Origin of the sequence: uncultured Aquimarina sp. (assembly GCF_947492965.1) — a bacterium.
Taxonomy (GTDB): domain Bacteria; phylum Bacteroidota; class Bacteroidia; order Flavobacteriales; family Flavobacteriaceae; genus Aquimarina.
In genome coordinates this window covers 619,716-644,251 of the sequence record NZ_CANLOZ010000003.1, presented here as the reverse complement: position 1 = coordinate 644,251, position 24,536 = coordinate 619,716, and the positions used below count along the sequence as shown (strand labels likewise).

Annotated in this window: 21 protein-coding genes and 2 tRNA genes; 12 read left to right on the top strand and 11 right to left on the bottom strand. The window is 32.9% G+C overall.

Annotated elements, in window-relative coordinates; genetic code table 11:
* The first annotated feature begins 22 nt into the window (after positions 1-22).
* The 7 genes from prfH (at position 23) to Q1B37_RS10815 (ending at position 6,463) form a co-directional block, all read left to right on the top strand.
* Positions 23-718 carry a peptide chain release factor H gene (gene prfH, locus Q1B37_RS10845; protein WP_299898574.1) on the top strand — a complete coding sequence of 232 codons (696 nt, stop codon included), beginning with the start codon at positions 23-25 and terminating at the stop codon, positions 716-718.
* Between the two features lie 4 nt (positions 719-722).
* Entirely contained in the window at positions 723-1,277 is a 555-nt protein-coding gene (locus Q1B37_RS10840; protein WP_299898572.1) for a tetratricopeptide repeat protein, read from the top strand.
* A 45-nt stretch (positions 1,278-1,322) separates the two neighbouring features.
* The gene (locus tag Q1B37_RS10835; RefSeq protein WP_299898570.1) at positions 1,323-1,958 is read left to right on the top strand and encodes a hypothetical protein; all 636 of its coding nucleotides are present in this window, start codon (positions 1,323-1,325) and stop codon (positions 1,956-1,958) included.
* 52 nt (positions 1,959-2,010) lie between these two features.
* Positions 2,011-2,574 (top strand): 3'-5' exonuclease, encoded by a 564-nt coding sequence (locus tag Q1B37_RS10830; protein ID WP_299898569.1) that lies wholly within the window; start codon positions 2,011-2,013, stop codon positions 2,572-2,574.
* Positions 2,575-3,246: 672 nt separating this feature from the next.
* Entirely contained in the window at positions 3,247-3,993 is a 747-nt protein-coding gene (locus Q1B37_RS10825) for a DUF547 domain-containing protein (RefSeq protein ID WP_299898567.1), read from the top strand.
* Between the two features lie 136 nt (positions 3,994-4,129).
* Positions 4,130-5,035 (top strand): hypothetical protein, encoded by a 906-nt coding sequence (locus Q1B37_RS10820; protein ID WP_299898565.1) that lies wholly within the window; start codon positions 4,130-4,132, stop codon positions 5,033-5,035.
* A 42-nt stretch (positions 5,036-5,077) separates the two neighbouring features.
* The gene (locus tag Q1B37_RS10815) at positions 5,078-6,463 is read left to right on the top strand and encodes a cytochrome c peroxidase (protein WP_299898563.1); all 1,386 of its coding nucleotides are present in this window, start codon (positions 5,078-5,080) and stop codon (positions 6,461-6,463) included.
* Positions 6,464-6,619: 156 nt separating this feature from the next.
* Here Q1B37_RS10815 and Q1B37_RS10810 read toward each other — a convergent pair whose 3' ends face one another.
* Complete coding sequence (locus tag Q1B37_RS10810; protein ID WP_299898562.1) at positions 6,620-7,909, bottom strand: T9SS type A sorting domain-containing protein; 1,290 nt, start codon at positions 7,907-7,909, stop codon at positions 6,620-6,622.
* Positions 7,910-8,075: 166 nt separating this feature from the next.
* Between Q1B37_RS10810 and Q1B37_RS10805 the strand changes: the two genes are divergently transcribed.
* From Q1B37_RS10805 to Q1B37_RS10795, 3 genes are read left to right on the top strand one after another with little or no spacing between them, the layout of a single operon-like run.
* A complete protein-coding gene (locus Q1B37_RS10805; RefSeq protein ID WP_299898560.1) occupies positions 8,076-8,960 on the top strand; it encodes an rRNA adenine N-6-methyltransferase family protein in 885 nt (294 codons plus the stop codon).
* Positions 8,961-8,992: 32 nt separating this feature from the next.
* Complete coding sequence (locus Q1B37_RS10800; RefSeq protein WP_299898558.1) at positions 8,993-10,309, top strand: hypothetical protein; 1,317 nt, start codon at positions 8,993-8,995, stop codon at positions 10,307-10,309.
* An 18-nt stretch (positions 10,310-10,327) separates the two neighbouring features.
* Positions 10,328-11,635, top strand: a complete 1,308-nt coding sequence (locus Q1B37_RS10795; protein ID WP_299898556.1) for a hypothetical protein — start codon at positions 10,328-10,330, stop codon at positions 11,633-11,635.
* Here Q1B37_RS10795 and Q1B37_RS10790 read toward each other — a convergent pair.
* From Q1B37_RS10790 to Q1B37_RS10745, 10 genes are all read right to left on the bottom strand, one after another.
* Positions 11,627-12,535, bottom strand: a complete 909-nt coding sequence (locus tag Q1B37_RS10790; protein WP_299898554.1) for a 2OG-Fe dioxygenase family protein — start codon at positions 12,533-12,535, stop codon at positions 11,627-11,629. The two genes, Q1B37_RS10795 and Q1B37_RS10790, sit on opposite strands and share 9 nt — an antisense overlap.
* Positions 12,532-15,249: an AAA domain-containing protein gene (locus Q1B37_RS10785; RefSeq protein WP_299898553.1), complete on the bottom strand. Its 2,718-nt coding sequence runs from the start codon at positions 15,247-15,249 to the stop codon at positions 12,532-12,534. The genes Q1B37_RS10790 and Q1B37_RS10785 overlap by 4 nt, the downstream gene beginning before the upstream one ends.
* Before the next feature lie 11 nt (positions 15,250-15,260).
* Positions 15,261-17,165 (bottom strand): AAA family ATPase, encoded by a 1,905-nt coding sequence (locus Q1B37_RS10780; RefSeq protein WP_299898551.1) that lies wholly within the window; start codon positions 17,163-17,165, stop codon positions 15,261-15,263.
* Between the two features lie 23 nt (positions 17,166-17,188).
* The gene (locus Q1B37_RS10775) at positions 17,189-17,716 is read right to left on the bottom strand and encodes a hypothetical protein (RefSeq protein WP_299898549.1); all 528 of its coding nucleotides are present in this window, start codon (positions 17,714-17,716) and stop codon (positions 17,189-17,191) included.
* A gap of 96 nt (positions 17,717-17,812) precedes the next feature.
* Entirely contained in the window at positions 17,813-18,622 is an 810-nt protein-coding gene (locus Q1B37_RS10770; protein WP_299898548.1) for an ABC transporter ATP-binding protein, read from the bottom strand.
* Position 18,623: 1 nt separating this feature from the next.
* A complete protein-coding gene (locus Q1B37_RS10765; RefSeq protein WP_299898546.1) occupies positions 18,624-19,592 on the bottom strand; it encodes an ABC transporter permease in 969 nt (322 codons plus the stop codon).
* Entirely contained in the window at positions 19,592-21,145 is a 1,554-nt protein-coding gene (locus Q1B37_RS10760; protein ID WP_299898544.1) for a phosphate ABC transporter substrate-binding/OmpA family protein, read from the bottom strand. The genes Q1B37_RS10765 and Q1B37_RS10760 overlap by 1 nt, the downstream gene beginning before the upstream one ends.
* A 22-nt stretch (positions 21,146-21,167) precedes the next feature.
* The gene (locus tag Q1B37_RS10755; RefSeq protein ID WP_299606275.1) at positions 21,168-22,181 is read right to left on the bottom strand and encodes a hypothetical protein; all 1,014 of its coding nucleotides are present in this window, start codon (positions 22,179-22,181) and stop codon (positions 21,168-21,170) included.
* Entirely contained in the window at positions 22,182-22,865 is a 684-nt protein-coding gene (locus Q1B37_RS10750; RefSeq protein WP_299898543.1) for a hypothetical protein, read from the bottom strand.
* Positions 22,866-22,993: 128 nt separating this feature from the next.
* Positions 22,994-23,497: a hypothetical protein gene (locus Q1B37_RS10745; protein ID WP_299898541.1), complete on the bottom strand. Its 504-nt coding sequence runs from the start codon at positions 23,495-23,497 to the stop codon at positions 22,994-22,996.
* 811 nt (positions 23,498-24,308) lie between these two features.
* On the opposite strand from Q1B37_RS10745, the gene Q1B37_RS10740 reads away from it, so the two are divergent.
* Together Q1B37_RS10740 and Q1B37_RS10735 are read left to right on the top strand one after the other, a co-directional pair.
* Positions 24,309-24,381: transfer RNA gene (locus Q1B37_RS10740), tRNA-Lys, on the top strand.
* A gap of 12 nt (positions 24,382-24,393) precedes the next feature.
* Positions 24,394-24,536 (top strand) — tRNA-OTHER (locus Q1B37_RS10735).

Here is a 24,536-nt window from a genome sequence, read left to right as displayed (position 1 = left end):
TTAACGCAAAAAGAAAATAAAAATGAAAACTAAAATAATTCAAATAACGGCTGGAAGAGGACCTTCAGAATGTTGCTGGGTAGTTGCACAAGTCTTAAAACTTTTTTTAGAAGAAATAAAAGCTAATGCATATAAGTATATAGTACTACATAGAGAAAAAGGAAGTCAAAATGGTACTGTACAATCGGCAACAGTGCAATTAAAAGGAAAAGAAATTGATACTTTTCTCTCTACATGGTTGGGTACTATTCAATGGATAGGAACCTCAACATTTCGAAAATATCATAAACGTAAAAACTGGTTTATAGGAATGTACGAGATCAAACAGGTAGAACAGCTAAGTATTAAAGCACAAGAAATCTCTTTTCAAACCATGCGCAGTTCAGGTCCTGGTGGCCAAAATGTAAACAAGGTGAATTCTGCCGTAAGAGCTACCTATCACCCAACAGGAGATCAAGTAGTGGTAATGGACAGCAGATCACAACATCAAAATAAAAAAATAGCAATCGAAAGATTAAAAGAAAAAGTATACCAAAGTCAACTCCAAAACATACAAAAGTCGCTATGCGATCAATGGGAAAATCATTTGAATGTAGCACGTGGTAATCCTGTTAGAAAGTTTAAGGGAACTGATTTTAAGAAAATAAAGAAAAAACAATCGTACGCCTCAAATCGTCAACAATTAAAAAACGATTTGCGCAACGAATTAAAATACTAACGTCATGAGCAATTTACTAGACAAATATTTATTTCAGGCATTAGATGCTTATCCATACAATCTGGAAGAAGCGGTAGAATCTTTGAACTATGCACTATCATATGATGACAAAAATCCAATAGCGTTATGTCTAATGGGTCAGATCTATGCAGAGAATCTAAGAAATTACGAAGAAGCAAAGGAATATTATCAGCAAGCATTAGCTGCAGATATGTATGCGTTAGATGTGTATCCAAAATATATCAATGTATTACTTTGGAACGAAGACTATGATGAAGCTGAAAAGTTAATCGACTTTGCTTTAACCATTAAAGGAACAGATAAAGCGGTGTTATATCTAAAAAAGGGAATTCTTTTAGAGCAAAAACAAGAGTACAAAGCAGCTCTTAAAGTATTAAAAACTGCTAAGATATATGCATATAACAACTACTTTATTAGTGATGTAGAAGGTGATGAAAAAAGGATTAAAGATAAAATGCCGAGGAAGAAAAGTAACAACAAGAAAAAAGCCAAAAAAACTAAGAATTCTTCTAAAAAGTCGAAGAAGAAAAGTAACTAATTATACAAACATGTCATTCCAGTCTGTTACATTGAGCTTGTCGAAATGCAGGCTGGAATCCATTTAGTGAATTGTTTTATCATACAACAATGGATCCCAGTCTGTACTGGGATGACAAAAAAACAAAAAACCATGGGAGCACCGCATAATAAAAAAAGATATGGAGAAGTATGGCCATCCTATAGAATCAAATATGCATTAGAAGCGTTAGAACTTCTAAAAGATTTAGTAATTCTATCAGGTGGGTGGGCCTGGCATTTTCTCTCTCCAGAAGGTCATACAGAATATAAACATGCACATGATCATAAAGATATTGACCTCTTTATTGATCCGAAAGATGTAGCCAGTGTCATGTGTATATTATTGGAGAATGGATTTCAAAAAGTATGGACGCGCTATGATCATTTACCAAGCGATGAAAATTTTAGACGCTACGAAAAAACGGTAATCACTGAAAATGAAAAATCCATACGAATTACCATTGATTTTTTCGTAAAATCTGAGATCCCTCATCGCACTGTAAAAGGTTGGAAGATTGTAGAACCTACCTATTTATTAGGATTGTACTCTAATATACACTCTAGTGATAAGTGTTGGGCAGTTCAATCAGCAATCAAACTACTAGATAAAGGAATCGATCCTTTAGATAGAGAAGAATTGGTAACAATTCCAAAAAATTAAATAACTACAACCTCACAGGTCTTTGGGATTTGTGAGGTAAAAAATAAATAAAATGGAAAACAAAAACACAATAATAATTATAGATCTAGAAGCAACCTGCTGGAACGGTAAGATACCTCCAGGACAAACCAATGAAATAATAGAAATTGGTATTTGCTTACTAGATATGCAAACTGGAGGGGTTACCAAAAATCGAGGAATCCTGGTAAAACCAGAAAAATCAGAAGTAAGTCCGTTTTGCACGGAACTAACAACAATTACTCAGGATTTACTGGATCGAGAAGGTATTTCTTTTGCCGAAGCATGTGAAATTGTAAGGACCGAGTACCAAGGACATCAATTTACATGGGCTAGCTATGGGCTATACGATCTAAATATGATGAAAAAGCAATGTAAATTTCGTGATATCGAATACCCTTTATCGCAAAACCACATAAATGTAAAGGACCTTTTCCAAAAAACCAGAGGGTTACGAAAAAAAGTTGGTATGAAAGGAGCTTTAGGTATTCTTGATATTCCCTTAGAAGGAACCCATCATAGAGGTGTTGATGATGCGAAAAATATTGCAAAAATTTTACAATGGTCTCTAGTTAAAGAAAAAATGATAAACAGATAACATTCTAGAAATCAATTCTTACAAAAAAGATGCGATACATCATAATATTTTCATAATTCAAAAAAAAAACTCTTCACAACATCAAGATACATTTATCTTGATGTTTTCCCTCATTATCATCGCTTACAAAGCCATTCTCCAAACGATAAAAAAGAATATTTTGATACTTGAAAACCGTAATAAAATGTTAATTTTATGTTAAAGTGTTGTTTTTTTGTAAGGTTCACTAATTTTAATCATTTTTCTTCTTTTTCACTTCAAAAATGATGTTTTCTTACTTGTATTTTATTAAATATAAGCAATTCTACACTTAAAAAATCGTCATGAAAAATTCTAAATAATCTTCCTTTTTAGGCATCCTTAAATTCAATTCTAGCATCAATATTAACGGGAATTTTGATCATAATAGTTCACTTAAATTTTAAAGTCATTTTTGCATATCTGAACCCAATTTTGTGAAAGAACAAAACACTATTCAGAAATTAATCTTGACCGTAAATCACTAAAAGGTTTAACAGTAAAGAAGTTACAAGTTAATTTCAACTTATGTAAGAATTATATTATTATCATTTCTGTCACAAAGTTGCATGAATGTATTACGTCCGTTTTTTTGTTAATTTAGTCCTTCCTAACGTTGAAAAAAATGTAAATAACCCCAAAAAAACTAACAAAATGAAGATCCCAAAATCCCTATTACTAATTTTATTTTATTTAGTATCGTTCCAAATCAATTCCCAGGAAACTGTCGACCATTCTCCTTGGGACCAAATCCTAGTTCTTAATGTTACAGAAGATGGTTTAGTAGACTACGATGGAGTTACAAATGATGTCATAGTATTTTATAAGTATTTTAGATACTTACAAAATGTTTCTCCCGAAAATCACTGGAGTAAAGAAGAAAAATTAGCTTATTGGCTAAATGTATATAATGCAACGGTGATGAAAATGATTATTGATGAATATCCTATCACATCCATCAATCAATTAGAAGATCCTTGGAAAAGAAAAGTTTTCAAATCGAATAATGTGCGCTATAGTTTAGATGATATCGAACATAAGATCTTAAGAAAATTTGGAGATCCTAGAATTCACTTTTTACTAAATTGTGGATCTATGTCCTCTCCAAGACTATGGAACAGAGCATATACTAGTGAGAATATTGAGTACGCACTTGATGAAAGAACAAGAGAGTTCATCAACGACCCTCAGAGAAATCAGATTAACTCTCAGACAGTTAGAATTTCTCAATTATTCGAATGGTATGAAGATGATTTTATCAGTAACAATATAGATGTTATCGATTTTATAAACGAATATTCTACAACTACCATCGACAAAAACATGAAGAAAAAATATGTTACCTACGATTGGAATTTGAATAAAAATCACGAGAAAACCCCTATAACTAGTAATAATTAGCCAAAATTGCCTCAAAAATATTTTGCCAGAACTATCATGAACTAACCTTACGCTATGCTTGTATGCTTTAGCAAAAAACCATGAGTAGTTATCAATACTAAATTGATATACTTTTAAAACTAAATTACCCTCTATTATGAATAACATTATTACCCTTAAAACCTCACTATTTATACTCTGCTTAACTTCTTTTTCTTCATTAACAGCACAAACAATCATCAATGGTTTTTTTCCACAAAAGAACGAGTTTACAGTAGCTTCATCATATTCGTACAAAAGCTATGACAATTTTTTTATGGGAAATACGCAAACGGAAACGACCCCAATGAATATGGGAGAGATCAGCTCTTCTGTAGTCAGTGTCTATGGAGAATATGGAATTCTGGATTGGCTCTCAACCACAGTCACTCTTCCTTACATCTCTATGCAAAATGAAACAGGTGTTTTAGATCCTGTTTCGCAGACGGATCAGGTAAGCGGAGTACAAGACTTAAGTATGTTTTTTAAAGCCCGAGTTTTAGATGCTCAAATTAACAACGTATCGAAAATTGCTTTCGGCGCCGCCGCAGGTGTATCCGTTCCCGTAGGAGGATATGAAGAAGCTGGAATTCTATCATTGGGAAACGGAGCTACTGCGATTGATGGATGTGGATTTGTACAAATCAATGCTTCCAGAAATCTGTTTGTAGAATTGCAAGCAGCGTACAGCTTGCGTAACAATGGTGATTTTGAAATCCCAAATGCCACTCTTTTTAGTGCGAAACTGGGATATTATAATAAATGGTTTTACGCTCATGCAAAAATAGGAACACAAAATTCTTTGGATGGCCTCGATATCGGTACTCCTGAGTTTGCTGAAGCAGGTGGTGCGGCCGCACTACCAGAAACTGAAGTTGATTACACTAACTTTTATTTTGACCTCTATGTCCCTGTATATAAACAGAGTATTGGAGTTTCTACAGGATACACTACCAATATGAGTGGAAAGAATTATGATCGAGCCTCTGGATTTTCCGTAGGACTCGTGTATAAAGTTCCTTAATACTTTATTATTAACATTATTACCTACTATTAAATTTAACTTATGAAAAAAATACTTTTTTTTGCCCTTATTTCCACTCTATTGGCATGTGAGCAAGACGAGTACATTCCATTAAACTCGAATGAAGATCAAAATTTATATTCTAAATCTGGACCTCCTGCAAGCGGTTTAGACATGCAAATTTTAGATACACTTGAGATTATTACAGGAGGTATTGGTGCTTCATTTTTTATGCTACCACAAAGTGACCAGTATAGCATGATACCTCAGGATCCATTAAATCCAATTACAGATGAAAAGGTAGCTTTAGGAAAGCTTCTTTTCCATGAAACTGCAACTGGAGGAAACCCAACGACTGCATCTAACTTATTTACGTATTCATGCGCCTCTTGCCATCATTCAGCAGCTGGTTTTGGAGCAGGAATCAGACAAGGAATTGGTGAAGCTGGTGTAGGTTTTGGTACTAGTGGTGAAGCACGTGTTTTTAATCCTGGCATCGCAGTAAGTGATGCGGATATTCAACCAATTCGTTCTCCAACAGTATTAAATGCAGCGTATCAGGATATCATGTTGTGGAATGGTCAATTCGGAGGATCAGGTACCAATCTGGGTACAGAAGCGAATTGGACCAACATTCCTGAAAACTTTATAGGATTTGAAGGTGTAGAAGTACAAGCGATTAAAGGACAAGGAGTACATCGATTATTAGTTGATGGCAATTTTGTATCTAGTTTTGGATACCAACAGATGTTTGATGATGCTTTTCCAAGTCTTCCTGTTTCCGAAAGGTATACTACACAAACAGCAGCCTTAGCTATTGCTGCCTATGAAAGAACCATATTATCAAATCAATCTCCTTGGCAATTATGGTTACAAGGTAACTATGAAGCTTTATCCATTCCTGAAAAGAAAGGTGCAAAAGTCTTTTTTAACAAAGGGAAGTGTTATGAATGTCATACAGGACCCGCTTTAAATGACAAGAATTTCTATGCCTTCGGAATGGGTGATTTTGAAAATTCTAGCGATGCTGTTGTTTTAGATCCTGTTGGATTCGAAAATGTAAAGAAAGGAAGAGGTGGATTTACCAAAGTAGCGGCAGACGAATATAAATTTAAAACTCCTACACTATACAATTTAGTTGACAATGGTGGTTTTTATGGTCACGGAGGAACTTTTACATCTGTTAGAGAGGTCATAGAATATAAAATTGCTGGTGTTCCTCAAAGTTCTGAAGTTACAACAGCAAATCTAGCTCCACAGTTTGGCGATATTAAACTAAACAAAACCGAAATAGATAATCTTGTATTGTTTATTGAAAATAGTTTAAGAGATCCTAATTTATCTAGATATGATCCAGATCAGGTAAATTCTGGAAATTGCTTTCCAAATAGTGATCCTGCATCGAAAGCCGACCTGGGTTGTAGTTAAATCATCAAAAATCAATACAATACATATAATTTAAAAACGCATAGAACATTCTATTATCTTGCTAGAGCTCATTGAAAATAACTATTTCCCAAATAAAATAGCGTCTAACACAAACTTAATTCAATGAGCTTAGCAGGATTTTTTATCTATCACCATTTATCTGGCAATTATTTTCACGATATCCGAATACTGATCACCAATAATCTTTAGAAAAAACGTCCCTTTTTTATCTAAATTAAAATTTGTCGATTGATGATCAGTTATGGAAATTTCGTCAATTACTTGACCAATGGTATTTACAATCTTTACTTCAACCGGGAAAATTGTAGTCTGTGGAAGTTCTAGATTAAAAACACCATTTCCGGGATTCGGATATAGTATAGGTTTTTGAGTATTTGTTGATATATCTTCTATCGATAGGGTTTGATTTTCTAAAAAAACTCTACTATCGCCATTATCAAATGTGTAGTTCTGAAGACTGTTCCAAATAAAGTCTACTATCACATTATAATTATTTTTTACTGTATCAGGAATTTGAATGGGACTAGTTAATGCCGCATCCGGAAACTGAAAATTAGCTGGTGGTCGTTCTCCATATATTACAGAATAATGTACCAATGCTGCCAGAAAATACAGTACCGGATACCCATGTGGCGCCGAATCTTCGTAAAGTGTAGTTGCCGAAATATCTGATAATATTCCTTGATCTGAAAATAGATCTGCTAAAATTGGTCCAGTAGGAATTAATTTCACTTCAGCATCTGGCCTTAATGCTAAAACCTCATCTTGGAGCGTAATCCACCAATCATGAAAATCTCCACGAGTATAATCATAAAAAGCTCCAAACTCTTGATCTTCCTGTGCTTGAGAATTTGGAGGAAATGTCCCGTTAAACTCTGGCCAGTTTTCATAAATATAGAAATGAATTCCTGTTTCTTCTGTTCTGGCATAATCTAAAATTCGCAAAACTGCCTCTACAGAACTTAACGCATTAGGATCTTCATTACAATCTTCTATATATTGTGGATCACAAAAGGCATTTTCTGAAGGTGTGGAGGTTTGCTGAATAAAGTTAGCTAGTGTAACAATTACGTTATCATAATTCCAACTTCCAAAATCATCGTTAGATTCATTGGTTCTGGTATTAGGCGCATCTATAAACCCCCATTGAAATATTGGTGGCAACTGTTGTAGTGGTAAAAAATTAAACTGACCGTCTACTGTATATTGGTTACCTGCTTGTTGAGCAAGCAAATACATCCAATCCGGTATATTGCTTCTGTTTTGAGTCGCTTGATCAGCACTATGATTTACTAAACTGTGACCAAAAATATACGAGTTATTAGATTGCTGAGAAAAACTTGCTATTCCTATCAGTATAAATGCAATCAATAACATAGATTCTAAAATGCTAATAAGAGCCGGTTTATTAGTAGTTTTGATCATCTTACAGCGTAGTTTTTGTTCATTTATATCAGTTGTCGTTATCTATAAAACGTACTACATAAGAAATACCCTACCCCCTTATTTTTATTTTTTTTCGGCCTTTTATTTTTATCTATTACGCCCATTTGTTTAATTACTATATTTACTCAAAACAATCAATACAACGATGAAAGACAAATTATTCGAGGAAGTAGTTGACAATTATGATGCGCTAAAATATAGCTTACTAACAGCGCAGACATTTGATGAATCTCATTTTGGTTTCCCTGAAATCTACTATAAGATTATGGAAACAGATAAACAACGTGTAGATGCTTTTCATAAGGCTTTTCAGCTCAACGATAATTTTAAAGATGCTACTGTTTGTGAAATTGGCGTTGGAACTTTGCCTCTTACCAAATTATACATGCCTTATGTAAAAAAAGCATATCTGATCGAAAATAATCCAGATCTCATTCCTTTTATCAATGAAGAAATTTCCAAATATCCTTGGGCCGATAAAGTAGAAGTGATCTATGCAGATGCCCTCACTGTAGATTTACCAGAAAAAGTAGACTTTGTAGTTGGTGAATTAATGAGTATTTATTGTGCTAATGAATTTCAGGTACAGATTTTTCAGCATATGCGTGAATTTTTAAAACCTGGCGGAAAATTATTCCCAAACCGAATTGTAAACTTTGCCAGACTTTGCGAAGCTGAAATTGATAAAAACATACATCATTACCCTGTTAATTTTACCAGACATCAACCGATGTTTTTAACACAACAGTTTTTGGTAAATGAAATCGAATTATTAAAAGAGAAAAAACAAGGAGTTAAACTAAGTTTTTCTGTTCCTGTTTTATTTTCGGGAACGGTAAACGCATTATACCTAGAATCCTATGTAGAAGTTACTGAAGGTGCTAATTTTACTGGAACTGATAGTCTAATGCCTCCAACTGTATTAAAAACTACCAATACTCAAGAAGTAAAAGCTGGAGATTTAGTACATATAGATTTTAGTTTTGATTATGGTTCTTCTTTAGATCATATCAGTTGTGTGTTGTCTTAATGTTTTCCATTTCTAGTAAAACCTACTTGTTAATGATTTTAGACAAAATTCTATCTTTTTTATTCGGTATCAAAAAATCCAAATTTGAGATTACGGAACGTGAACTAGAAAAAATAACAGATGATGTCGATGAAAATCATGAAAATGACAAGCATGAAAAAGAAATCATTGATGTAATAACTACTCCTCTGTTTAAATACAGTTTTGAAGAGTTATCCAAAACCATTTTTGAAGAAGCCAAACATAAATTTAAAATCAACAGATATAATTATTGGGCTCCGAAGTTCACGAGTTTAGATTCATATATATTTCTATCTGAACAACAAATATCTTTCAAACGGGATTTTGCTTATTGGATTTCGAAGGAAATTATTTGGTTTGAAACCACTCCAAACATAGTTAAGCCTCCCTTAAAAACTCAGTATTTACAGGAAATATTACAACTTCTCCTAAGATCGAATCTGCATTTTAAAGAAAAAGATTTCGAATACTTCATGAATCTTTGGGTAAAATATCCCACTTATGTATCAATTGCTTCTTTAACTTCTAGACTGAGAAAAAAAACAAAAAATGATACAGTAAGTAAAGAGTTTTATCAGTATCTCCAAAAGTTTTTAAAAACCCCAAGGTTTCATAATGAGTGGTACAACTATTACAAAACTCCTAGGAATACAATACAACGTATATTGCATTTATATGCTCAAGACAATGATGAAAATCAACCCTCATTTTTATTAGCTTCTGACCCTTTTGCTGATTACATCAACAAATTTATTCGAAACTGTGATCAAAAAGAACAAGATGCTTATTGTCATATATTCAAAACTTTTGAAGAGAATAAAGAATTTTACAATTCTTTTAAATTAATAGTTCTCATTCAGGAAGAGCTAAATACTATAGGAAGGAATGCTTATAAAATACAAATGTTGCATTTTATTAAAAAAGCCTCTTTATTCAAACCTAAAATGAGCAATCTGAGGGTTGAAAAAGTAACGTATAACACAGGAAAAGAAGTAAGATATAATTGTCAATACATTAAAAAAGAGAACATAACAATTCTCAAAAGTATTATCATTTCATTAGCGGATTTCAAACACAAAAAAAGTGCAATCCCTCATCTTCTTAGAATTACCGAACGTTCTTTTTCTAATGCTAATGCAGTGCGGCTAGGCCAAACCTCTCAGTCATTAGGCAAGCTATGTGTCTATACATTAGCAAATCATTATGAAGAAACCGGAATACAAAAAATTAAAAATCTCTATCAAGAAACTACCTATAAACAGATAAAGCAAACAATAGAAAAAGAGTCAAAAATACTTAAAGAACAAATGGGGATTAGTTTGATTTAAAATTCATAAAGAATAGGTTTGGCTATAAACATTAAGAACATATTATCATTCTTTGGAATCAAAAAAACATTTGAAATATCTAAGGAAGAATTAGAACATTTAAGTTCTGAAACTTCCTCCCAAGAAAAGAACGTCCCCTATATTATAGATCTTGATTTTTCAGTTGAAGACTCTCCTATAGCAGAAGAAATGCTAACGAATATTTATGAAGATGCTACTTCGCTTTTTGATTACAATCATGACAATCTAGAAAAGGTAATTTTCAACTCTTTGGAGCATCATAAAACCTTACTAGGTTCTCATCCCGAAATTAAAAAAGAGGTATTGTATTATCTTTTAAAAGAACGCTCTAAAAACAGAAGATCCTCTTCCAAATCTGAGAGTAAATTAGTTGATAAAATCCCACAAGATTTTAAACACGCCATTGGATATCACTTATTAAATTCTAAAATGCGTCTTACCAGTCAGGACTTTACTTATTTCTTCCATAAATGGAAAGACACCTACGCATACGATTATCCGCTTCGGCCATTATTGAGGCAACTAAAAAAGCATTCCGTTAATTATAAGATAAGTCCTGAGTTAAATGTGAGTTTACATTCTTTCTTACGCTCTAGATCGATACAATATCTTTCTATAAAGCAACATATGGATGCTAAAAGTATTATTCATAGAGTTATTCTGGAAAACAGTAAAATCAATTTAATCCCTTCGGCATATGTTTTTCAGTTATTACCAGATCCGTTTGGAGTTCATGTAAACAAATTGATCTCTAATATGAGTGAGAAATACCAACATAATATTTCGAAAATCCTTAAAATTCTCTCCAAAAACATTCATCAAAAATCCTTTATACAGATTAATGAATGTTTAGAAAAGATACATCAAAAGAAGTTCGATGATTTTAGCTACTCAATACTCCGAAAATTTGCTTATTTACGATTACGAAATGTAACACTTAGGCAAAAAGAGGACAATAACGAAAAAGATATTATCTATGGTGTTTATGAGCATGTTTACCAAGAGAATATAAATCTGATCAAGGGATTGATACAACTACATGGATACAGAAACAATCAAAGCTGTATTAAACTTATATCCAATATTCTAGAACGATGCTATGCTGTTTCCATAGGTTCTAATTACGGTGCCACATCACAATCATTAGGAAAAATTTGTATTCAAACACTTGCGTTTCAGTTTGAAGATGCTGGGAAAGATGAATTAAAAACTGTATATGAGAATACCAGCTTTAGACTCATTAAAAAACAAATTGAAATCATCTCTCATAAATTACAAGAAGAAACAGGAATATCTTTACTCTAAAATATCAATATCAAATCCGATAATATCTCGGATTCCAGGTTTAGAAATATCTTCTGGTTCTATAGGTGTTACATAATGCCATAGATCATTTCCGAAAGTAAATTCTTCTCCCGTATCTGCTTGAAAAATAAGTTCTCCTGGTTGTAGTACTTTTTTAAAGATCAGCTCATTGGTTTCTGCCATTGTCTTTTCGTAAATCTGACTCTCAGCACCAGTTATATTTTGTCTATTGACCACTAAAGCAGACATGATATATTGAGCTCCATCTTCATGAACACCTTCTGGAGCGTTTTCTCCTTTTATTTTTTCATGAGAAATAGTTCTCATAAAATGACTGGTGATTTGAATCTTTCGAACTTCGGGATGTATGTGTTTTACCAATCTTGCCATTCGCTTCAATAACTCAAAAAACATCTCATTTTCTACAGCTGATCTGGATGCTTGTTTGAAAACACGTTTCCAAACACGAAAATCATCTACATCTTGTTCAAAACCTTGCTGTATGATCCGTTCTACAAAATATTGATCATCCCAAATTTCAATCAAAAAACTTGAGATATTGCGTTGTCTGGTAATGGTAGATAATTGCTCGAATTCCCTTTGTTGGTTATCGGTAAGTTGTTGTAACCAATAGGCTAACGCATCCAAGGTCTTAGTCCCTTCAAAATACGCTTTATGTAACTTCTCTATTGATACGGAATCCTCTGGAAAAACTTCTTTTAAAAAGGCGATTTGTTTTCCTCTAACTACATATGCATCGTCTTGTAGCTCTGAAAAGAAAGGTCTAAAAAAATGTAAAAAAGAACTAACATCAATCTTTAAATCAGTAACACTTCCAACTCTGATAGGTGATTTTACTACTCTTCCGATTTGTTTTGATATTTCTTTCTCGGTAATCATTTGGCAATTCTTACTTTCTTAGTAATATGATGTAAACATTCTTTTTTATTATGTAACCAATATACGTAAGGTATCGTAATAATTGGTATTTGTGTTCTAAATAACGTTTTATATTGATCTATTGAAAATGTCTTTTCCAATGCTCCTGGATACCCAACCAAGTCTATACAAATGGTGCGTTGTTTATGTGTTACCAAAATATCCATTACATAACCTGCGATAGGATAATTTACAATAATATCTTCTTGCTTAATTCCCAACTGGATTAGCTCTTCTAATACTTCTTCGGCAAAATTATCCATATATTCCTCCACAGAATTTTGAGGATATTGGATCCTTGTTTCCGATAAATAATCGATTACTAAATGTTTGTTTTTAAAATTCTTAGGATCAAAAGAATAGTATAGAAATTGCTGCTGCTTGGCACGTGTTATACTAACGTTAAAAACATCTTCTCTATCTAGATATTGGAACACCGAAGTACTTGTTTGGTTATCTATAGTGAAGGTAATATACATCTGATCACGTTCTTCTCCCTGAAATTCAAAAGGCGTACCTACAGCAATTTTATGTTTTTTGATAGCAGCAAGATCAAGCTCTTCGATTTTATCTTTCAAGTAATTTACCTGATCTCTAAATGGTGACAGAATTCCAATCGTTGTAGCTACTCCAATAGCTACTTGATGTTCTTCATCGATAACTTTTTGTATATCTTCTAATAATTGTTCTGCCTCCTGTAAATTGGTTCCGTTTTTCAATTTTTCACCTTCACAGAAAACCCAATGTACTGCAGAGGTTTTATGATGGATTTGTAAGTCCGACATCACCTTTAGCTTCTCAAAATAAAATTTTTGATTGCTATATCTTATGATGCTTGGAACACTTCGGTAATGCTCATCTAAAAAATGCACATTGCTCTGAGAAGGCAGTCGCTCCAAAGCATAATCTAGAAAACTAGTTTCTCTGTAATTCATCACTTCTTCGCCTTTCAACAAACCATAAGCATTGGCTGTATCTTGCATAACTTGTTTAGACAAAAATGAAACGTGTCTTAATTGTTTTGTATCTCCAACAACTACTACCTTCTTCGCTCTAGCTAGTACTGGAATCATCGTAGCAATATCACACTGGGAAGCTTCATCTATGATCGCTACATCAAAAAGATCATTTTGTAATGGAAAAACATCGCTAACATCGGTAGATTTTGTTATCCAAATCGGCAAACATTGCAATACAGATTGAAAATCGACTTCCTGAAACAAACGCTCTCGCTCTTCGATATTTCTGGTCTTTACCAATTTTGAAAACTTAGATAGTGTTTGATCCTTTGATAACAAATCAGAAATCTTATCTCTATATTTTAAAGAAATGATTTCTTTAATTAATTTATTTTTTTGATGAATATAATGTTCCAACAATTCTATTAACTGCCAAAATGGATATTCTTTTAAGACTTGCTTAGAAACATATTTACGTTTTAATCTCTTAAAAAAAGAAGGGTTGTAATCTAAAAACAACTCAGCGTTTTTAATTTCTCTCTCCTCTCGATCTCGAATTTCATCACTAATTTCCTTGATCTTATTTACAGCATGATCAATCTCTTTTTGTTTTTTAGGGATGAAGTAATCCTTCCCTCCTTTTTGAAAAACATTAATTGATTCTAGTTTCTTTTTTAATTTCGCTTTATGACTACGGCCAGATCCAGCGCGTATAGAAAGCCCTTTTACGCCCAAGTCTTGTACTATTTTTTCTTGCAGTACATCTACTGCCTGATCAGATTTAGAACATATTAAAACACTTTTGTTATGATATACCTGATCCAATGCTAATGAGGCTATTGTGTACGATTTACCAGTACCTGGAGGTCCTATCACCACTGTTATATCATTGGTCTTTACAGCTTGAATAATCCCAAGTTGTGAACTACTTAAATTAGACGGCACATAAACTCCTTCCTTAGATATTGCATCAGTGTTAATCTCAGTTTTCCTTCTGGAGAAAAACCCACGAAGCATATCATTGAATAAATGACCTTCTTTGATTTCATCAATCTCATGCAAAACGTCACGACTCGATTTTGATTTTTCTACAATCCCTAAAGCTATAGCTGGGAGTAGTTGTAGAGTAAGAGATTTTGAATGTTCCCTAATTTTTTGCCCTTCTAAAAGTACTGGTAAAATTTCTAATTCGCTGGTATGAATAGGTATATATTCTTCTAGCTTTTTTGCAATTCCTTGGATATCTTGTTTAGAAGGTTCCTGATCATTAATTAGTGATTTTATCTCTAGAGAAAAGGAATCATCTAGATTAAAGTTTGATTTTAATACATTTAATAAAGCTTCATTTACTCTATTTTCTTCAAAATTATAGTTGATGTGATAGAGTGCATCACTATTAATCTCTAGGGTAGCAGGAGTTACTATTAATGGAGCACATATTGTTCTTTTTCTCCCTAAAAAAGTGAGTTTCCCTGTTATAAAAAAACTACACGCGACAAAGGTTTTCTCTTTTCGGTAAATTTCTAGATACTTATATAAATCCTCGCCAAAATCGATTTTCATAAACGTAGGATCCTCTTCTCTATATAAGCCTGTGCTATTTTTTAAGAAAAACCGTTTATCGACCTTTGTTCCTAAGAAATTAAGGACATCGTTATCTCTAAATTCTTGTTTGTAACAATCCTGATAATAGGATAAGACTTTTTCAATATGCATTGCGTGCTAATTTAAGCTTCTTCTTCATCTTTTTGAAATCTAAGATAATCGTCCACCGTTTGATTAATTGGTGGAATATCTTCTTCAACAATTGTCTTTAGCAATTGTTCGGTAAGTGGTGTAATAGCTACAATGCGATTCGCTTGATACTCTATAATTTTTTCGAATAAATTACGTGCTACTCTGGCGTTTCCAAAACTTTTATGTCTTTTTTCGTAAAGTTTATCAAAAATAAACTCCAATTTTTCTTTTGCTTCTTCCGCTAACACAAAATCATTTTTGAGACAGAATAGTTCAAAAATACCTATTAACTCTTTGGGTTTATAGTGATCAAAGGTGAAATATCGATTAAATCGTGATTGTAGTCCTGGATTAGATTCAATAAATTCTTCCATCTCATCTGGATATCCTGCTACAATCACTACTAGTTGATCTCTATGATCTTCCATTTTCTTAAGCAATACCTCAACTGCCTCGTTACCAAAGTCTTTTTTGTTATCCTTGGCTAAAGAATAAGCTTCATCAATAAATAAAACTCCGTCCAGTGAAGTTTTGATTACCTCTTCGACCTTCAGGGCAGTTTGACCTACGTAACCGGCTACCATTCCTGTCCTGTCAGTTTCCACCAGATGTCCTTTTTCTAGATATCCTAGGTGTCGGTAGATTTTAGACACCAAACGCGCAACAGTGGTCTTTCCTGTTCCAGGAGGTCCCATAAATACAGAATGTAACGAATTGTTTACATTTTTAAGCCCTTTTTCTTCTCTCAGCTTTTGCACTTTCAAGAAATTAGACAACTCTTTAACAGCCGTTTTTATATTATCTAATCCTATTAGTTCATTGAGCTCATCCATTACATCATCCAAGGTCTCATTTTCATCAATCTCAGTTTGCTTTACACCTTCTAATTTTTCTTTGGGGTGTTGCAACTTATCATTAATCTTCTTTAGCAAGGTTTTTTCCTCTTCAGAAATAGTATCATCTACCTTTGCAATTAACGAAGCAATCCGATATAAAAAAGAGGCTGAATTCGCAAAATGCTGACTATCTAATCGTTTTAATAAAGATGGCAATAAAAATTCGTTCTTATAATCTTCTCCTAAATCAAAAAGACTAGCTGTTTTTATGATTTCGATATTCTCTTCAAACTTTTCTGACTGCACAAATTTGTTGATACGCTCTATAGAAAGTGAAGCTATGATATCATTGCCTTGCAACTTTTCGAACATGAATGCAAGTAAAAATTTCACTTTGGCATCGGCAACTGTATTTTCTTTATCCGTTAAAGGATAAATCATATTAAATACCTTAATAATATCCTGCAAAATCACATGTTCTGCCTGAAACTCTATCGCATCATCGGTCTTATGAACAATAGCATTGATCGTATTCGAAAAACGTTTGTTATTATTTAAATCCTCAGCAAGGTTTTGAATTTTTTCACCTTCGTTTTTTAAGATCTGTAGAAACTCATAATCCACATCATAATCTTTCGCTACATCTTCTTTTTGATTGACAAAATCTTTGAATTTATTTGTGAAATCAGCTAAAGTCTTTTTCTCGTCTTTTTTAGTAAGCAAAAGATCTTCCATCAAAGAATCTAATAATACTATGTGCTCTTTTGGAAAAGCACTAAATTTTACATCCTTAAAAATATCCTTATCTAGAGAAAGTGTTGCACCAGCAATATGAATATGCTGAGTAGTAATGATAAAATCTAATTCATCTATAGATTCCTTTAGAGAATACAATAGTAGTAAGTCTTCATCTTTTATTTTTAAGGAAGGAAACGCTTCAGTGATCGATAGTATTTTTAAAGGATTAATAGACTTTCCTTTAAAAAAAGAAGCTTTGTGTTTTTGATCTAATTTAGAAAAAAACTGGTCTGTGGCTTTATGATATTTTCTGTTGGTCATAAGATTTTTTCAAGAAAAATGAATTATGCTTTTAATTGTTCTTCGGATTTCTTTTTAGCCTTTTTATCGGCTTCTATGGCAATTAGTACGAAACCGATCAACAATGAAAATAAGGCTGTTGTTATCAAAAATCCCCATAACTTATTATCAGGATAAACCGCTAATCCTTTTGGAATTGTCACCTTTGTTTTCTTACCTGTATCCAACAAAGTTTCTCTAAGCTTTATAAGTACATTGGTTCTTTCTAAGGCGCTTTCGGATTTTAAATTCTGTAACTCATTTTGACTTGCTTTTAAGTTTTTATACCAAAATCCAATATCTTCATTTGGAGTTTCCCACATCATTGAAGTATATCCACTTGTTAAATTATTAGCTTCTAAATACGTAATTACCTTAGTCAGTTCTTCATTTGCAATCTCAATTGTACTTGCATCAGCTGCCCTTTTTAAATATCCTGATACATTTTGCTTGAACTGTATTTTTTTAGAAATTCTAACTCCAAATATCACTAATGATACCGTAATCAAAAATATCCCTATTACACTTTTCATTTCCTTGTAATTTTATTTTAATAGGTTAAAAAATACCAAACTTTTAACCCTTATTGAAGTAGGAGTAGAACAAAAAGATTTTGTAAAAAGCAAAAATCAATTACCTGCGTCAATTTGCATCATAGCATCCTCAACTTCATGAACCAATTCATCAAAATGTGCTAATCTTTTCGTTTCACGTGTTCTATTAAAAGGTAAATCAATATCGATATGCTTTACAAAATTCGATGGTGCATGCTTCATAATATAAATATCATCTGCTAAATACACTGCCTCTTGAATATCGTGGGTAACAAATAAGATCGTAGGACTAAACTTTTCCCAAATACCAATTAATAGATCTTGCATTTGCAAGCGAGTTTTAATATCTAAAGCTCCAAAGGGTTCATCCATCAATAAAATCTCTGGGTTAGACATTAGGCTTCTGGCGATAGCTACTCGTTGTAATTGCCCACCAGAAAGGGTTGGATATTGGGCATATTTCCTGTGATGACCTTCCAGGCCAACTAACTGGATCATTTCCATCGCTTTTTCGTCGCGTTCCTTCTTTGAAATTCCTTTAAAACGCAATCCTAACCCTACATTGTCTAATACAGTCATCCAGGGCAAAGAAGAATACTGTTGAAACACCATACTCACTCTATTCTCCTTACTTACTGGTTTCCCATTAACCAATACCGTTCCAGAGGTAGGCTTTTGCAAACCAGCAATATATCTCAATAAAGTAGACTTACCACATCCAGACATACCTAATATAACAGTAAACTGACCTTGCATAGGCTTATCTTCTACCAGCAAATCCAAATTTTCTATAATCTTGGTTTTCCCTCCATCATAAGATTGGGATATCCCTCTAAGTTCAATCACATTATGTGCCTGAGGAGCATCTGTAAACTGTAATGCCATACTAGTGTTTATTTCCTTTATTAATATGCTTGAAAGAGAATAATATTTTATCAATCAATACAAAAAGTCGATCTTGCAGAATTCCAATTACTACGATGATTATAAGAATCGCAAAAGCTTTATCGATTCTACTCTGTCGTTTCGCAGTCCAGATTAATTCTCCAATCCCTCCTCCTTTATTCAACATTTCTACGATAGTTATATAGGTCCAAGATATTGCTGTTAAAACCCGAATATCGTCAATGATCTTAGAAAACACATACGGCATATATACGGTTCTAATGGTTTGCCATGATGTAGCCCCTAACGTAAAAACAGTATTGAGATACACATTCTGTACCTCATCGATCCGCTGAATGACGACAGGTATCAAATAGACAATGATACCAAAAGCTAAAAAGGATACCTTCATATCACTTCCTAATCCCAACCACATTATAAAAATACCAGTTACAGCAGTAAGTGGTATAAATCGATATGAGTTTATGATCTGACTAAACAATCCTCTAAACAATGGGATCAATCCTAATAAAAAACCGATTGGTATTGATACTAAAATAGCTACTAGATACCCTAAAAAGTTTAGTTTTATAGAGTAGAATGTATTCCCAACAACGTCATCATTCTTATGTAAATCAGGAAACGCTTTAATTACCTTTACGGGTGATGGTAGTAAAGGATATACTTTGTTTTTCTTAAGTCCAAAAGAAGTCAATTCTTCTAAACTCATCTTTTCTAGTGCATCATAATTGGCTACCAACAAAGAATCACTTTCGTAATATTTTCGCTCACTCTGCGCTATTTTCGAAATATCAATGGATTCATCTTGAGTAATTACAGATGTGGACAGAAATTCAGCTAAGAGGAACCATAAACCGATAAGGATTATGGCTCCGATTGCTGTTAGTATTGCTTTGTCTTTGGATGCTAAATTTCCTCTAAGCTCAAAAAGTTTTTTGATCCCTGCCATTAGTCTACTACCAATTCAAAGTCTGTTCTTCTGTTCTTAGATTTACAATCTGCATTTTGGTTACGCTCACAACCAGGAACTGGTTTATCTGGACCATTTCCTAAAATGATAAATCGGTTATGAGGCATTTGATGTTCTTTCTCTAAATAATCAGCTACCGACTGTGCTCTTTTCTTAGATAAAGCAATGTTGGATGCACGATTTCCTACATTATCTGTATTTCCTTCAATTCTAATTCTCGCATTGGCAAATGCCTTTGCAATTGGAGTGAACTGTAGGTCTATTAATTGTTTTGAATTTTCATCTAATTGAAATTCTCCTGTTCTAAAACTAATACTTACTTTCTTAGAAGATAAGGACTCTTTTTTCTCTAATGTTTCATCCACAGCGGTAAACTGTTTCTGTTGCTCTGCATTGTGAGAATTACCAGAAAGTGTAGTTCTATTTACTAAGTCTTTTGTAGATAACAATCTCCAACTTTTTGCACCCGCTGTACTATAACCAAGGTTATTATATTTCACTTTCATTTTATTGTATAGATCTTCTCCAGTAACTCCACTATAGCTAGGATTTAATCCAAAGAAATCTTTATTATCTCCATGAGTAGCTAATCTAACATTATTAATGGCATCGTAGCAGAAATCTTCTGGCTGCGATAATCCTTGTGCTAAAATTTTAGCTGCTTTTCTCTTATTGATATCTGAACTATTTAATTCTGAAGCTCCAATCATCCATCCTTCATACAGATCTTGTAGTTGTTCTTTATGAGTTTCTACAAATTCCTTTTTAGACACAAAAACATCTGCAATAATATGGGTAGCATTCTTAGTACTTTCCAACACTTTTGCTCCTGCCACTTTAGCTACACAATCCGCATCGTCTGGACTCCAAACTACTGCAGCATCTACTGTATTACTTTTAAAAGAATCTGCCGCATCAATAGCACTAGGAACTTCTACTAATTGTACATCTTTTGTAGTCATATCACTAGCTTCTAATAACCAGATCAAGAAAGAATGTGAAGGTGTCATTGGTGCCACTGCAATTTTCTTTCCTCTTAAGTCACTTACCTTATTTATACCTCTTGCTGCGACAATAGCATCTCCTCCTCTACTCCAATCTGCCTGAAATACTACTTGAGGTTGATATTGAGATAATCCTTCTACCTCTGTTGGGAACGCATCAATCGTAGCCCACATTAAATCTATGGAACCATTTTTAAAAGCATCTCTAGAAGCATCGAAATCATCGATTACTTCAAAATTTACTTTAAATCCGTAATCTTTATAAAATCTAGAGTTGGTATTTGCCTTAAATCCTTCATTGAAATACTGTCCACCAGCATATCCACCCCAAGTCACGACTCCAACATTGATTACATCTTTATATCCCTCTTTTGTTTTTCCTTCTTTGTCTTTAGAAGTGAGTTTCTCTATTTGTTCTTTAGCATCTGGATTATTGGTTACAAATTTAGTTATAAGAAAATATAGCCCTCCGAGGATAAGTGCTACAATTAAAAGTTTCGAAAATGGAGTTAATTTAGCTCTTGCCATAATATTTGATTAGTTATTACTATTAATCTTCGAAATTGAATAAATCCGAATATTGATTATTTTGTGTTTTAGTTTTTACAATTGGTGCATCTAAATCTACGCTATGCTGATCATGCACTAATAAATCTTTTTGATTTCCTAAGATAAGAGAAACGCCTTCTTTTTCCCATTTCTCCAATAGCTCTAGCCCTTCTTCTTCAAAAATTCCATTTTGCAAATCAATAGAATCCATGAAATTAGTAGACATATCCATAAAACGTTCCATCTCACCTATTTTCATACTCACGTCTTCGGCAATTACCTCAAGAGCGCGATCGAACATTTCTTTTTTATCATTATTACCAGAAATAATATTCATGGCAGATTTCATTGCAGAATGACTGGCTCTTATCGCTTTTCTTTCCTGCTCTTTCACCATTACTTGATCTTCGATATCTTCTAATAGAATTTCAGAATTCTCATACATTTTAATAAGAACTCTATATAGAACTTCCATTTTTTTGTAGAGCCCATCTAGCTTAAGATTAGATTCTTGTAAACGTCCTGCTTTTCTAGATTTAAGGATCATAATTCCTTTTTTATCTTTTTCTTTTGCAGCACTTGCTAGTTTTAGATTGCTATTGATACTTTTCTTATTGTCATAGATGATTTGCTGTAATCGCTTCATTTGTCCTTTTAACACAGCGATCTGCTTATTCATCTTTCTAAGATTATTCTTTAAATCATCTATATAACTTTTTAGAATACCTATTGGATCTATTTGAATAAAAATACCTGTAATCCAGCGCATAAAAGATTTATACATATAGAAAATTAGGTTTCGCATCTTAGGATCTAATACCATATAGATTAAAGCTCCCAAAACAGCTAAAAGCACCCCTAAATACAGAGTGTTTTCTGCAATTTGTATCAAAAAGGGCAGCACTTTATACAAACCATATAATCCTCCGGCTCCTAAAAGCCCCATAAATAACATCCCTGTTTTACCTTCGGGTTTTTTCCAAAATGATTTTGGTTTTAATGAGTTGTCGTCCATTTACTTTAAATATTTCTGCATTTTAACAATATCTTCCTCAAACTGTTTCTTCAAATGACTGTAAGATACTTTAAAATCGTTCTGTGTTTTATTGATTTTATTATTACTCTCCTCTACTTTGGCTTTTAAATCACTAATCTGTTGCTGATGCTTCGTAATTTCTTCAGTCAATTTTTTAATCTGCTCTGACTTCTCTTTAATGATAGATTCGAACTGAGCAATTTCTCGTTCTCTACCGGATACCTTACTATCAAATTGATTTTTAAATGCCCCTAAAAACTGCTCATTTTCTTTATCTAAAACACCAATATAAAAATTAGTCGTTTGCAAAAGCTTATCTAGCGTTACTCCCATAGTAGATGCTGTAGCAAAAGCAGAGCGATACTTTGTAGCTTCGTCCATTGGCATTTTTTCTAATGCTTTTAGCGATTTCTTATATTCTAAATAGTCAAAGCCGTCTAGATTATTTTTTTCTATCGCTTGCAATAATTTTTCAACTATTTTATTATCAAGTGTTCCTTCAGAAGAAACAGGCACAGGATTATTTGGAAGCGGCGGTGGAGTCGAAGCCGCTGGAGCTGCTTTTTTTTCATTGGTACCCGTATTATTCGCTTTGGGTTCTGAAGCCTGCTTATTCTCTGCTTCATCTTCTACTATAAATAAAGACTTTAAGTTTTTTAGCATGGTTAGTGAATTTAAACAAATTTATAAAAATAAGTGTTCGGTAAGGTTTTAAAATATGTATTTCCTACTTCCCCTATATTATATTGGTATCATTTGACTCTAAAATGTTACAGTTATTACAGCATCTGCTATCTTACAATACGATCCCAAGCAATTTTTATACCTATTAATAATAACAAGAAGAATCCTATTAAATACTGGAATCTACCGACAAAGAAAACTCCAAAAAACATTCTTTGTAATATGTAGGTGATCACAAAGGTTATCATAATCAACATAAAAAGTCCAGACAATTTACCAAAACCTGGTATCTGAGACATGGCTACCGTTTTATTAATGATTATTAAACTAGCTATCATTCCGATTAAAGGAACAAAATACGTAACCAAATCTAACTGAAGTAGATTCGTTTTTAGAAAGAAAAAACTATAGAGAAGTAAAATTAATGCTAATAATCCAGGAATGGTAACTGCGTAAATAAGAACCCCATAAAAATAATTAATAGGGGCTTTGAAGTTTGAGGGTTTTACAAAGAGTAAACCTATTAGAGAAATTATGATCACTATCGCAAAATATCCTAATACTAAATTAGGATGGTTACCGAACCAATTAATAAAATCTTGAACTGTCATTTATAAGAGAATAAATAGATTTTCGTATATATTTTGGTAATATAGAGAATAAATTCAGAAAAAATAATACTCATAAGTCTGAAAAATGCAAGTAAAATTTGGATTATCTAACAAGATTATATAATATTTGTGATAGAAATGATGAAAAACAAAGCACATATTACGCCGAGATCACTGTTTAGTCAGTGTGATTATCGATGGATAGGAGAATTATCCCATCGAAAACGGACGTTGTGTAGCTAATTTTAATCCTTATATATGAAGTGATTTAAATAAAAACTATATAAAACCACAAGCGTCCAAGAAATTGGGCGCTTTTTTTATTGAAATTTTTTAGAAAAAATGAATAGAGCTTAATTAAGACATAAAGAATAGCATTTGGAAAGTAAGCATCAGGGAGACAGACAGTTGCCAAAAAATCCAAAATTCGTTGAGAAACGAACAGGCATTCTTATGCTTAAATTTTAACATAACTAACTGATAATCAATAAAATAAATTGAAAAAATATTTGGAGATTAAAAAAAAGTTTTGATCTTTGCACCGTAATCATAACGAAACAACGAAGCGATTGCCTAATTTACAAGAATATAAAAATTAAGAAATGATACCGAATAATTTAAAACATAGTTTAATCCAACTCTTTAGCGAACAAAGAGGATATTGTTCCGATTGGAATAGTAGTGGTGTCTATTATATAGAAAAGAAGTGTATGCGAACATAATTCGACATACCATCAAGATATATAAAAGGCGCCTGAATCAGGCGCCTTTTTTTATTCAAATAGTTCATTGACATACTGAAAGCCAAAATTGACACGTAGCTTAATTGGAAAAGCACTCGACTTTTAATCGAGGTGATGTGGGTTCAAGTCCCTCTGTGTCAACTATAATGATAAGGAAGAGCAAGCCAATTGGCGGTGGCCGCAGTCTTGACCCGAGCCGGGCAGGCAAACAGATGAACTCTTAAACAGATAAAACTGATGTGAATAAAACTGTTAGGAGTTAATGACTCGTGTGGGTTCGACTCCCACTTCTTCCG